Annotated in this window: 14 protein-coding genes; 7 read left to right on the top strand and 7 right to left on the bottom strand. The window is 45.2% G+C overall.

Features of this window, described 5'->3' with window-relative positions:
* Positions 1–75 precede the first annotated feature (75 nt).
* The 4 genes from LZG74_RS16705 to LZG74_RS16690 form a co-directional block, all read right to left on the bottom strand.
* The gene (locus tag LZG74_RS16705; RefSeq protein WP_233797674.1) at positions 76–792 is read right to left on the bottom strand and encodes a pirin family protein; all 717 of its coding nucleotides are present in this window, start codon (positions 790–792) and stop codon (positions 76–78) included.
* Between the two features lie 22 nt (positions 793–814).
* A complete protein-coding gene (locus tag LZG74_RS16700; RefSeq protein ID WP_233797673.1) occupies positions 815–1,447 on the bottom strand; it encodes an alpha/beta hydrolase in 633 nt (210 codons plus the stop codon).
* A gap of 77 nt (positions 1,448–1,524) precedes the next feature.
* Positions 1,525–2,463: a ring-cleaving dioxygenase gene (locus tag LZG74_RS16695; RefSeq protein ID WP_233797672.1), complete on the bottom strand. Its 939-nt coding sequence runs from the start codon at positions 2,461–2,463 to the stop codon at positions 1,525–1,527.
* Positions 2,464–2,570: 107 nt separating this feature from the next.
* A complete protein-coding gene (locus tag LZG74_RS16690) occupies positions 2,571–2,960 on the bottom strand; it encodes a DUF2958 domain-containing protein (RefSeq protein ID WP_233797671.1) in 390 nt (129 codons plus the stop codon).
* Positions 2,961–3,225: 265 nt separating this feature from the next.
* On the opposite strand from LZG74_RS16690, the gene LZG74_RS16685 reads away from it, so the two are divergent.
* Positions 3,226–3,750: a T9SS type A sorting domain-containing protein gene (locus LZG74_RS16685; protein ID WP_233797670.1), complete on the top strand. Its 525-nt coding sequence runs from the start codon at positions 3,226–3,228 to the stop codon at positions 3,748–3,750.
* Positions 3,751–3,843: 93 nt separating this feature from the next.
* Here the strand turns inward: LZG74_RS16685 and LZG74_RS16680 are convergent, their stop codons facing one another.
* Together LZG74_RS16680 and LZG74_RS16675 are read right to left on the bottom strand one after the other, a co-directional pair.
* The gene (locus tag LZG74_RS16680; RefSeq protein ID WP_233797669.1) at positions 3,844–4,152 is read right to left on the bottom strand and encodes a helix-turn-helix transcriptional regulator; all 309 of its coding nucleotides are present in this window, start codon (positions 4,150–4,152) and stop codon (positions 3,844–3,846) included.
* Positions 4,153–4,162: 10 nt separating this feature from the next.
* Positions 4,163–4,714, bottom strand: a complete 552-nt coding sequence (locus LZG74_RS16675; RefSeq protein WP_233797668.1) for a hypothetical protein — start codon at positions 4,712–4,714, stop codon at positions 4,163–4,165.
* A gap of 280 nt (positions 4,715–4,994) precedes the next feature.
* Between LZG74_RS16675 and ytxJ the strand changes: the two genes are divergently transcribed.
* Positions 4,995–5,327: a bacillithiol system redox-active protein YtxJ gene (ytxJ, locus tag LZG74_RS16670; RefSeq protein ID WP_233797667.1), complete on the top strand. Its 333-nt coding sequence runs from the start codon at positions 4,995–4,997 to the stop codon at positions 5,325–5,327.
* Between the two features lie 145 nt (positions 5,328–5,472).
* Here ytxJ and LZG74_RS16665 read toward each other — a convergent pair whose 3' ends face one another.
* Positions 5,473–7,083, bottom strand: coding sequence for an aminotransferase class V-fold PLP-dependent enzyme (locus tag LZG74_RS16665; protein ID WP_233797666.1), 1,611 nt, complete (start codon positions 7,081–7,083; stop codon positions 5,473–5,475).
* A gap of 338 nt (positions 7,084–7,421) precedes the next feature.
* Here LZG74_RS16665 and LZG74_RS16660 point away from each other — a divergent pair, with 338 nt between their 5' ends.
* The 5 genes from LZG74_RS16660 (at position 7,422) to kaiC (ending at position 12,827) form a co-directional block, all read left to right on the top strand.
* Positions 7,422–8,777 (top strand): sensor histidine kinase KdpD, encoded by a 1,356-nt coding sequence (locus LZG74_RS16660; protein WP_233797665.1) that lies wholly within the window; start codon positions 7,422–7,424, stop codon positions 8,775–8,777.
* Between the two features lie 24 nt (positions 8,778–8,801).
* The gene (locus LZG74_RS16655) at positions 8,802–9,563 is read left to right on the top strand and encodes a DeoR/GlpR family DNA-binding transcription regulator (protein ID WP_233797664.1); all 762 of its coding nucleotides are present in this window, start codon (positions 8,802–8,804) and stop codon (positions 9,561–9,563) included.
* A 271-nt stretch (positions 9,564–9,834) separates the two neighbouring features.
* Positions 9,835–10,482, top strand: a complete 648-nt coding sequence (locus tag LZG74_RS16650; protein ID WP_233797663.1) for a response regulator transcription factor — start codon at positions 9,835–9,837, stop codon at positions 10,480–10,482.
* Positions 10,483–10,578: 96 nt separating this feature from the next.
* On the top strand, positions 10,579–10,977 hold the full coding sequence (locus LZG74_RS16645; RefSeq protein WP_233797662.1) for a response regulator: 399 nt from the start codon (positions 10,579–10,581) through the stop codon (positions 10,975–10,977).
* Positions 10,978–11,111: 134 nt separating this feature from the next.
* The gene (gene kaiC / locus LZG74_RS16640; protein WP_233797661.1) at positions 11,112–12,827 is read left to right on the top strand and encodes a circadian clock protein KaiC; all 1,716 of its coding nucleotides are present in this window, start codon (positions 11,112–11,114) and stop codon (positions 12,825–12,827) included.
* Positions 12,828–12,843 lie beyond the last annotated feature (16 nt).

The raw sequence follows: 12,843 nt of genomic DNA, 5'->3' as shown, positions 1-12,843 counted from the left end.
TTTGGGTTTAGTCCTGTTGGATCAGTATTAATCAGGCAATTGGTTTAATCAGGCTGCATTGCGCCAGACTTCATTTCACCACTTTTCAGGAATTTCCATTAAAAGCACCTCTGCGTCGCTTGTTGCTGTAATGTCCACATCTGCTTCCGGCCACAAGCCATATCCATCCCGCCGCTCCAACGCCTCGCCGTTGACATGAACATTGCCTTTGATCACAAATACATAGAGTCCGTTTCCCGCTTTTTTCAACGAATATCTGGTTCCGAAACCCTTATCCAGTTCGCCAATGTGGAACCACGACTGCTGCTGGATACATACGCCTGCATCGCCCGGATCTGGTGAAAGGATCTGCAAAAACTTATTGTGCTTATCGCCTTTGCTATAATCCAGCTGATCATACCGCGGGGCAACATTCAATTGATCGGGGTAAAGCCAAATCTGCAAAAATGTCACAGGCTCGTCGGGATGCTTATTGAATTCGGTATGATAGATGCCCGTCCCCGCGCTCATAGCCTGAATCTCACCCGGATTGATCACAGCCATATTGCCCATGCTGTCCTGATGCTCCAATGTGCCTTCCAGCGGAATCGAAATGATTTCCATATTATCATGCGGATGCCTGCCAAAACCCTTTCCACCATTTACAATGTCATCATTAAGGACTCGCAAAGCCCCGAACTGGATGCGCTGCGGATCATAATGATCGTGAAAACTGAATGTCTGGGCACTTTTAAGCCAGCCGTGATCCGCCACAAAACGGGAATCGGCTTTATGCAAAATACTGTTTTTCATGACTTTCTTATTTAGCTTGTGCTCAAATTGATGCATTCAAAACATGCTTATTAGCCAACTGGATTTCTGGTGAAGAAATCGTGTGCTGGCGCCCAGGATAAATGGCAAACGTCACAAATGCATTCATCCGCTCCAAAATCGCAATACTTTCTTTCACTCTCGAAACCGGCACGTGCGGATCCGGATCACCGGTCGCGATAAAAACGGGAGTCCCGGCAAAGTCACCATTATAATTTCCTTCATTGATTTTTTCACCGATCAAACCACCCGTAAAGGCAATAATGCCACCATAACGTTTTGCATTTCTGGTGGTATATTCCAATGTTAGACATGCACCCTGCGAAAAACCTGCAAAGTATATGTTCCCCGGTAAAATACCCGCCGCCTCAATGTCCCTAACCACCTGATCAACAACATCCAGCGCGGAATCCAGCGCTGGCTGATTTTCTGTTTCCGGCGCCATAAAACTATACGGATACCAACTGTTATTGGATGCCTTCGGCGCATAAATGGCCATATCACCTATATTCAAAACGCGTTTCAGGGAAATGATATCCTCCGCAGATCCACCCCTGCCATGAAGCATGACAATCGCTTTTTTTGCATCCTCAATGGCCACGCCGTCCTTTACTATTTGCTTGCTATGCGTATACATATTGTTGTATTTAAATAAATGAAAATCAGCCGGACAAGATTGAATATCACTGCGTCCGGCTAATCAAAACGTATTCCTTAAACTAACTTAGGAAGCACACTTTCAATCTGAGCCCTGCGGGGTTCGTATTGAGCGGGAAGCTGTAAACCCGTTCCCAATTCCTCAACCGTTTCATCCGTTGCAAACCCAGGATTATCACTTGCGATTTCAAACAACACACCGCCTGGCTCGCGGAAATACAGCGAATAGAAGTAATTCCGGTCAATTTTATCCGTGATCTGATGTCCTGCTTCAATCACTTTTTTACGGAACTCCATCAAAATATCATCATTAGCAACGCGGAAAGCAACGTGGTGAACAGATCCGCCAGCTACGTGACCGGCGCGTTCGCCAGGCACTTCGACCAGGTCAACGATCGCCGCATTTTCAACCGCATCCGTCACAAAGCGGTAACGGTTCACATGTTGTTCCAGCAGTTTATAACCAAAAATGTCTGTCAGGATCTTCGCCGTTTCTTCGATTTTGTTGCTGGTGATCGTGATGCTGTGGAATCCGCGTGTGGCGTTTTCCGCAGTCACTTCCGAGGTTTCGTAAGGCGTTCGGTTATCAGCCGTTTCGGACACAGTAAGCTCGAATTTCAAACCATCCGGATCTAAAAATGTCAGGTATTGCTCTCCGAATTTTTCGGCCACTTTGTTGTAAGTAACGTGATTGGCATCCAGTCTTTTCAACCAGAAATCTAGACTTCCTTCCGGCACAGAGTAACCGATCTCAGTAACCTGCCGCGTTCCCCGGCGACCAGCAGGAATCTGGCTGCCCCATGGGAAGAATGTCAGGATAGTACCCGGTGTTCCTTCCTTGTCGCCATAATAGAAGTGATATGTATTAGGGTCATCGAAGTTGACGGTTTTTTTCACCATCCTCAAACCTAAAACCCTTGTATAGAAGTCATAATTTTTTTTAGCATCACCAGCTATAGCTGTAATGTGGTGGATCCCGTTGATTGTATGTTCCATGTTTTCTAAAAAGTTTAGTTCTCTTTGTTTTTGCTGACACAAAGATACCACCCCCCGAAAGGGCAAAACATTGAACTAGGACAAGAAAAACGGGATGATAGGAAGTTTCAGGAAATCCGCTTCGCCACTTCCTCAAGCAAGGCCTCATCTTCCGTTACCCGCTTATTTTGTTTTGCAGCTTCCAGGTAGACGCTCATGGGAAACTTGCCGTCGAAAGTGGGGTCGATTTCGACCATGGGGACTTTGAGCCTGGCGTGTTTGATGCTTTCCAGGTCGGTGATGGAAACGTAGCTCAATTCTGGTTTTCCCTGGCCCAGATCGCACAAACCGAATGCAATGTTGTTAGTCGCATCCAACTCGGACAATAGCCATATTGCCTTACCATATTTAGAATGAAGCTTAACGACGGGCGGGTGATCCTTAGCCAGGTCGCTTTGCACTTCCTGCGCATTATGGATCATTATTTCTCTTAAATTCTGTGGGATCATCTTTGTCATTCCACAAAAATAGTGGATTTCCGGCTTAAAACCGGGCGTAGAATTAGAGCTACGTGCCGTCTTTACGGTTAATAAATAATGCGGGGGGATTGGCAAAAACTACGAATCATCCTCTATTTTGCACCTGGCAATTTTCTCATTTCTCCAAGGCAAAGCCCTGATAGACGGGCAAAAAATCAACTCTGGCGAGTCAGGACACTTATGTCCGCTTACATGAAAAATCTTATAAATAAATTAAACAATAATCACAACCAACTTCTACTCTATGAAGAAACTCCCTGTAACCTGGAAGTATTTCAATGTCCGCAACACAGGAAACAGCCGACCTTTGATCCAGTGGGCAACTTCTGAGGAAACGAACGCATCCCATTTTGAGTTGGAGCGCAGTGAAAATGCAGTTGTTTTCACAAGCATTAACACGGTTGCAGCGGCCGGACATTCGATGGCAACGAACGCCTATGCATATCAGGAAGAATTTCTTCCCTCAGGCGTTTACTACTATCGTATCAAACAAGTGGATCTGGATGGGAAGTTTAATTTCACCCGGGTTGTAAGCACCATTATTGAAGAAAGCAGCATAATCAAAGCGTACCCTAATCCGGTAACCGATCTGCTGAACATTGAGTCAGAAAAAGTGCTGGGAATTGTGGAAGTATTTAATGTAGCAGGAACAAGGCTTTATACATCCAAGCAAAATTTGAATACTATGTCCCTGGATATGAGCAAATTTCCAACCGGCCTGTATACTGTCACTACGAACGGCAAAAGCGCTAAGGTGATAAAAAAATAAGGTTTGAACGCTCGAAGAAGCTGTCGGCTATGTGAGCATTCTTTGTTTTTATCACGCCAGGCTTAGCACGGAAGCTTAGGGTGTATTGCTAAATCAGGACATCAGCGGAAGAGAAGGCGTTTCGATCAGCTTGATCGATAACGCTTTCTCTAACTTGCAAATCGTTTCCAAAGTAAGATTCTCCGACCCTTTCACAATCTTGTTGACATATTGAGGAGAGCATTTCAAATTCTCTGCAAGATCTTTTTGCGTCATTTTGCGCTCGCGTAAGGCGCTCAGCACGCTGACGCCAATCGCAAATGAAATCCGCAGCCACGCATGATTCTCCTGCCTCGCCTTCGCCTCGGGCAGCCAAGTAATGTCCTGCTTGGCATTTTTTAGTTTTTCTTTGATCTTTTCCATTTTTCTCCGGTTAATACATCTCAAAAATCTCCAACTCATTATTTTCAGCATCACCAAGGTAACCCCGCAAAAATTCCAGTTTTTCCAATTCCGTTACCAGATGACTCCGCTCATTCATAGTCCTTGTCAACTTAATTGCACCACCAGAAACCACAAAAAAATTAACATCCACCCTGATTGCATAGATTCGCAACCAACTACGCCGCCGCGAACCTCTCACCTTGCTTCTCTCCAGTTCTTCCAGTTTTGTTGTTCCATTTCGCAATGGCCTGAACAAGCAGGAAAGCGTCTCATTCTCGTCTGTCAGCCCGGTTTGCGCTACTGCCACTAACTTCCGCTCCAACAAAATGGCTTCATTCATTGTCGCGATAACAGCTTCCTGAACAGTCACATGCTGCCAGAAGGCGTTCAAATCCTGCTTATGTTCCTCAAAAAATGCTTCAAGGAATTCGGCATCATTCCAGAGCTCAAACATTCGCGCGAACGCATTGCGGTCTTCCTTCTGGAATTTTGCCGCAAAGAGGCTGTCCCGAACAATCACAAAGATATTACTAATTTTCATAAATCAACTTATAAGTTTATATTTATTTCATTTGTTTTCCTTTTAGACGTTGATCGGTTATTTGGTCACATTTTTTACAAAAAAGAATTGCAAGCGTATGTTCATGAAAAAGACAGCGTACCATGTTTACATCCATACGCCGCTGCACCCAGCTTTAGACTAACTTTTAACCTACCTCCTCCAAACTGGAACGCTTTTTTTCGGGATGGGGAATGAAAAAAGGTGTTAATGTTGTTGTAGAGACATTGCCGGAATTAAAGTCAATTTTTCGCTTGAAATTATGAATTGGATTACAATCAATAGTACGGAAGAGGTCGAGAGAATTTACAAGTCATCTGAGTATGCTATCATTTACAAACATAGCCCGCGATGCATGACGAGCCTGATGGCTTATCGCCAGTTGAAATCGGACGTAAGCTCGGTTCCAGATATAGATGTGCCTCTTTACATTGTGGATGTGGTCAATAACCGCACGGAATCCCTGTCCATTGCGAACACATTCAAAATACAGCATGAATCTCCGCAACTCCTGGTTGTAAAAAATGGGGAATGTGTTTTTGACGCTTCGCACGAGGACATTTCACTGCATGATACGCTGGGCTATTTTCAGTAGGCAAATGTTTAGTAAGCAAACATGTTGAAATAAAAACATGTTGATAAAAAAAAGAGATCGTTCCAAGGGATAAACCTTCTGAACGATCTCTTTTTTTGGAATACTAATATAAAAACACAGGCACACTAAAAGCACAAACCGAGCACTAGGTCGCCAGCGGCGGGCCTGATGGGATCATGATTTTCTCACGCTTCATTTTGAATTTTTGCTTTTTGGCCGTGAACTTCGCAGTCATGTATTCGCCCATGTAAATAGAGCCTGTCATTACATCGTCTTTAACAGTTCCTGAAAACATAAATGTGATGGCATCACCCGGCTGACGGTCTGTACTGCGCATTTTAAACTCATTTCCTTCCACTGTTCCCTGCATTTCGCGGACGCTGAACTCGCCCTTGTGAGAACCTTCAAGCCAGTTGCCATCCTGCTCGATGATGAGCGTTTGCTTGCTTTTGGAAGAGAAAAACTCGACGTCCGCCTCCCAATGTCCCTTCAAAGAAACCGAAGGAGCAGTCATCTCCGCTTTTTGCGGCGTTCTTTTTTGAGATAAAACCTCAAACAGCCGATCTGAAACCACCTTATCGTCACCCGGCTGCATTTGTCCGGTCGTGATCGATACAAATGTGGCGCCGTCGCGCGTTCCGCCACCCAGGGCGATCCGTGGTTTTGTACGTCCGAAAAGTTCTGCGATTTCCTCACCTGTAATATTCAGTTTCGCCGGGTCCCACGAAATTCTCAGCTGGGGCGTACGGTTCGAGAGTTGCTTCGGTTCAACAACCGTTGTCTTAACGGAATCAATGGTCGATACTTTTTTGGAAATGTTGTCGAGCCAGGAAAGCCATTTTTTCCATTCGCCTGCATGGTCTCTTTTAATCCAAGCCTCCACAGCAGCAACCATTCCCATCGTCTCTTCCCTACCCACTTTATTATCGCGACCGGGACCGTGATGGGGAGCACTTGCCTGCCAGGCAGACATGAGCAAATCTTTCCTGCCCAACACCAAACCGGCACATTGCGGGCCGCATAAGGCCTTTCCGCCGCTATAAATCACCACATCCGCGCCCATTTTCAAATGCACGTTCGGAATAGTAAGGTCCTCTGCAGCTGCGTCTACCATAACAGGAATATTTTTCGGCTTGGCCAGTTTGGAGATCGCTTCCAGCGACATAGGCCCGCTCATGGACTCGTCGCCAGCCATCAGATATATCATCGCAGTCCGCGAGCTGATTGCATTTGACAGCTCGTCGATGGAATCAACCGTGATCAGGGTTACGCCCACATTGCGCAGCGCATGATCGTAAACATTGCGGGAATATCTTGGGATAATCACTTCTGTTTTATCAAAGCCAGCCAGGTTGGGAACACGGATGAGCTTTTCGGGATTACCACCCGTTACACATGCAACCGTAACATGCTTCATCCCTGCGGCACAACCGGCCGAAACCAGGCCCCACTCCGCACCGGTAAGCTCGGCAAGTCGCTTTCCGGCACCAAATGCCAGCTCATCATACTGCACAAAAACCTGTGCTGCGGCATCCATTGCAGCCCTTACTTCCGGCCTTTCAATGGATCCGCCAATGATGGTGAATGTTCCGCGACAGTTGATAATCGGCTCCACACCAATAGCCTGGTAAATCTCCTTGCCCGCAGCTACATCCGCATTGCGGGAGACCGTTTCAGCTGATTTTTTCTGCGGAAGCATAATACTCCCTGCAAGCGGAAGCATGGATAAATCTTTAATGGCATCTCTACGTTTCATTACTTTTTCAAAAGAGGTTAAGGAATATTAAAGGTTTGGGGATACACAAGCGACTTTGAGTATAAAATTTTGCATATTAGCATGACTACCGACCATTGTATGGCACAATGCTGAATATCAGGACGAGTTTAACACTAAAACAAAACTTAACCAAATTCGAAAAATCACACACTCGGGCAGGTCACCGGTTTTTTGGAATTTGTAACTAATGGAAAATTAGCGTTCGGGATTTCGCCTAACACATTAATTTTCTTTCGCGCTTTGCGCATACATCGCATTAATTCGTGATATTTACACTAATAAATACCTTCCTATCATACCTAAATAAAGCTACTGTTTTGCGTTCCGAATCCAAGCTTTACAATTTTTGGATCAAACTGTCTGGGTCATCTGACGAATTCCCTCTAAATGCCCGGATTTTTCACTCCGTTTGTCTGATATCCCTAGCTGCGCTGATTTACAATGTTCCATTTAATTACATCATCGGCTTGCCCAAAGTGGCACTCATCAGCTTTCTAGTCCTGGTTGCAGTTGCCGTTTTATATTATAATTCGCGTTTCCGTCATCGGTTTGGCATCTCTATCCTGATCGCCGACATTGTGGGGCTTTTACTGTTTGTGGTCAACTACTTTTTGAACTCCGGCCTCCGCGGGCCGACGGATCTGTATTTCCTGCTTCTTCTGTTGCTGAGCATTGGAATCAGCCCGGCGAAGCAGTACAAAATATGGATCCCGGTCAACATATCGGTGGTGCTGGCGTTGAATGTTTTTGAATATTACTACCCGGGAACCGTACCCTATACGTATGCAAACAGGTTCGCAATGTTTGTGGATCATATGTCTTCGTATGTGGTGGTGGCCATATTGGCTTATATCTGCACAGATTATATCCGCCGGAGTTATGAAAATGAAAGGCGGTCGGCGGTGGAGAAATCGCTGTTTATAGCAGAGAAAAATCAACAGATTCTCAAACAGAATGTAGAGCTCGAACGCATTAATGCTGAAAAGAACAAGCTGATGTCGATCGTCGCACACGACGTGCGGGGGCCATTGGCCAGCATTCAGAGTTTTCTGGAATTGCTTTCTGAGTATGATCTGGATGAAACGGAACGGCAAGGCATCAAGCGGGAACTGCTGCATGCTACAAATGACACGATGGCTTTGCTGTCCAAGTTGTTGAATTGGTCAAAATCACAATTGAATGGTGTTTCAGCTCAAAAGGAGGCGCTGAACCTGGATGAGCTGCTGAATTCGACATTATCGCTGGAAAAAAGCAGCGCCATCAGGAAGGATATAAAACTGAATTACGAAATCGATCCGTCGATCGAAATTTTCGCGGATCGTGATATGATGCAGGTTGTATTCCGGAACCTGATCGGCAATGCCATAAAATTTACACCGGAAGGCGGACAAGTAAGCATTGAATCAGAAATATCCGGCAATGAATGTATTATAACGGTTCGCGACAATGGAATCGGGATTTCGCCGGATAAGCAAGCCGTGCTATTTTCCTTGAATGTTCAATCGACTTACGGCACCAAAAATGAAAAAGGTGTCGGCTTGGGTTTGCTGCTTACGCAAGAATTTTTGGCTGCGCAAAACGGGAAAATCTGGTTTGAATCGACGCCTTCGGTAGGCACAAGCTTCTTTGTTTCTGTTCCCAGACATGGCTATTCTTTGATCAAAAATGATTAGTTTTGATCAAAGAAAATTTTTGAAATGAATTTCCAGGAGCGTAAGAAAAAGATCATGGCTGCGGTTGATGAGTTTGGCAGCTTATCTGTATTTGAATTGTCCGAAAAACTGGGCATGTCGCCTGCAACAATCCGCCGCGATCTTCACGACATTGCGGAAGAAGGTTTGCTCTTGCGTACGCACGGCGGCGCAATGAAAATTGAGGGCTTAGTACTAACCAGTTTTGCCGCCAAAGCAGGTCATAACGAAGATAAAAAAGATAAGATTGCTCAGCTCGCCGCTGGTTATGTGGCCGATAACGACATTATATTTATGGATTGCGGCAGCACGGTTTTCAAAATGTGCCGCTATCTGAAAAAAAGAAAAGGAATTAAGGTCATCACCAATTCGCTGCCGATCATGGCCGAGCTGATCGACACGCCTTCGATCAGCCTGAACCTGATCGGCGGTGAAATCGATAAATCGCGCAAGGCGGTTCATGGTCACAAGGCAATCGCGCATATCGAAAGTTACCACGCGCACAAAGCTTTCATTGGAATCGATGGAATTTCGGCGCAAAATGGCCTTACCGCACACAGCGAGCATGAATCGTCAATCACATCGGCATTCATTAACAATGCTTCGCAAGTGTTTGTATTATGTGATTCGTCCAAAATCGGCAAGGATAGTCATATGAAAGTTGCCAGCTTATCCCAGGTTAACAGTCTCTTCACGGATCCGGATCTGGATGCTCCAAGAAAAAAAGAGTTAATGGAATCAGGGTTGGACGTGGTTGTTGCCGATTAAGTAAACTGGTGTTCTCTTAATGCGTATGACACCCACCGTTATGCTCATTATCAACTTAATACGTTTTTTTAAACGCTCCACAAACGCAATTGTGGAGGTAGCTGTCGACTGGCATAATGCAAAGATTCAAGAATGCTACTCAAAGTTTATGGGTACGTTTTAGAATAATTTCTACAAATGTTTGGCTATTGATAAGAAGTTGTATATTAGATTTGCTATTTTTAAAGGAAGGCAAGCTCACATACTCACTTTGAAACACCTGACAGCAAGAATGAAACAAATATTACTTGTAGAAGACCACTCAGTTGTCAGACTGGCGACCCGCTTTTTAATCAACGACCTCATTGGCTCGGCCAATGTTCTGGAAGCATCCAATTTTGAAGAAGCACTCACACAAGTCGCGTCCACACACATTGATCTCATCATCCTGGACATTGACATTCCTGGTGGCGAAGGTTTCAACATGATCCCGAGAATCAGGAAATTACAACCGAAAGTTTGCATCCTGGTGTTTTCAGGCATGGACGAAGCACTTTATGCCATGCACTACCTGAAAGCAGGGGCCAACGGATTTCTTGCCAAAAACTCACCGCAACAAACCATCAAAACGGCGATTTTATCCGTCCTGGAAAAAGGAAGATATGTAAGCGACGTGGTGCAGCAACAACTCATGCGGCACACTTTCGAAGCCAATACAAACAGTGAACATCCGCTGGAAAACCTGTCTCAAAGGGAGCTGGAAGTGATGGATCTGCTGCTGGACGGCAAGTGGACGAAGGAAATAGCAACACAACTGAACATTACAGGAAGCTCCGTCAGCACGTATAAATCACGGATTTTTGAGAAACTTGAAGTTTCCACTATCATCGAAATGTTTGTAAAGGTAGAGCATTACAAAAACGGAAGCCCTGGTAAATAAGGGCTTACAAATTCTATCCATTTATTAGCTTAATTAGCTGCGGAAGATTTACGCAATGTGATATTTCAAATTATATTTGTAAATCACAAGCTTCAAATGAAGGAACAAAAGAAGATTTATTTGGCCGATGACGATCAGGACGACCGTTTCTTCCTACGACAAGCCATCCAGGCAGCCAACGCCTCCACCGAAATAATTGAGGTTGAAAACGGCCTGGAGCTGATCAAAGCGATGAAACAGCTTCCCGGGAAACAGGCATCACTTATTCTGATGGACATGAATATGCCCAAAATGAATGGCCTTGAAACCATTGCTGCAATCCGCGCAGATGCGGATCTGTCTGCTGTCCCGGTAGTGATGATTTCCACCTCTTCCAACACATTGTTAATTGAGAAAGCTTACCAGGCGGGCGCCGACAGCTTCATTACCAAGCCCAGCACATTTGAAGAATTCAACCAGCTTGGCATTCAATTGACCGAGCAGTTTCTCTCCTAGCATACGCACTTTGGGTGAAGACGAACCATTGTTACTAATGTTTTTTGTGCAACCAAAAAAACAATTGGTACGGTATTTGTAAATGTGCTTCCAACACACATTTAACCGAAGTGAAATCAGAATAGCTTAATCAAATGAACTCCAACTCCTCTGACTCAATAATCGGTCTTCCAGCATTGCAGAAGGCACGAACAGGCATCAAAGGTCTCGATGAAATTACCCTCGGCGGGCTTCCTCAGGGTAGGCCCACATTGATTTGTGGCTCTGCCGGATGCGGCAAAACACTTTTTTCTATTGAATTTCTGGTCCATGGCGCACTTCAATTCGGAGAGCCTGGCGTGTTTGTTGCATTTGAGGAAAAAAGTGAAGAATTGAGCATCAATGTCGCTTCCCTTGGTTTCGATCTGGACCGGATGCAAAAAGACAAGCTCATCAAACTGGACCATGTTCACATCGAAAGAAGTGAAATTGAGGAGACAGGAGAGTATGACCTCGACGGGCTGTTCATCAGACTAGGTCACGCCATTGACAGCATTGGTGCAAAACGCGTTGTTTTAGACACCATTGAAAGTCTTTTTTCAGGATTGAACAATGAGGCGATCATACGCGCCGAGTTGCGGAGATTATTTGAATGGCTAAAAGAGAAAAACGTAACGACCATTATAACAGGCGAACGCGGTGAAGGCTCGCTGACACGCCAGGGATTGGAAGAATATGTGTCCGATTGCGTGATTTTGCTGGATCACCGTGTCGCCAATAAGATTTCAACACGTTTGCTGCGCATTGTCAAATACAGAGGCTCAGTACACGGCACCAACGAATATCCGTTCCTGATTGATGAAGATGGCATTTCCGTTTTGCCGGTTACTTCCCTGACTTTATCCCACAATGCATCCAGCAAACGCATTTCATCCGGTATTCCGGCATTGAATAGAATGCTGGGCGGAGAAGGTTTTTTTGAAGGAAGCAGCATTCTTGTATCCGGAACCGCCGGGACGGGAAAAACAAGCATTGCAGGCTCATTTGCTAACGAAACCTGCCTGAACGGCAATCGCTGTATTTATTTTGCTTTTGAAGAATCGCCCAAACAGATCGTGCGCAACATGCGCTCCATAGGCGTCGATTTGCAAAGTCATATCGACAATGGCCTGTTGAAATTCCATGCTTCCCGCCCCACATTGAACGGGCTGGAAATGCATTTGCTTTCGATAAATAAACTGATCACACAGTTCAAACCAAAAACGGTTATCGTGGATCCGATAACGAACCTGATTACGGTTGGGTCCGTAAGTGAAGTAAAAAGTGTGCTCATTAGGCTGATCGATTTTCTTCAGGCAGAGGAAACTACTGTCCTGTTTACGGCGCTCTCGTTAAACGATAGCATTTCTGAACAGACAGATGAAAGTATTTCTTCCCTGGTAGACGCCTGGCTGCTTATCCGCGACATTGAGATGAACGGCGAGCGCAACAGAGGTCTGTATGTAATGAAATCCCGTGGGATGAAACATTCCAATCAGGTGCGGGAGTTCGTGATCAGTGATAATGGATTGGATCTCGTGGATGTGTTCCTGGGACCAGAGGGTGTACTTACGGGATCAGCAAGAGAGGCACAACAACTGCTCGAACAAACGGGTGTTGTGTTGCGTGACCATGCAGTATCAAGGAAAGACAGAGAGATTGAGCGGAAAAAAATGGTGCTGGAAGCCAAAATTGAAAGCCTGAAAGAAGAATTCGCATCCTTGCAAGAGGAGTTGAATAAAACCTTTATTGAAGATGATTTAAAAAAAGAAGTCTTCGAAAAGAACCGGCAGGAACTTTCCCAGATTCGGGATGGCAAAAAGAATGAGTAATAACCGCACCAATCAG

The organism is Dyadobacter sp. CY327 (assembly GCF_021390415.1).
GTDB lineage: Bacteria > Bacteroidota > Bacteroidia > Cytophagales > Spirosomataceae > Dyadobacter > Dyadobacter chenhuakuii.
Note: the sequence above shows the minus strand (reverse complement) of the source record. Positions and strands in the feature narration are given on the sequence as shown.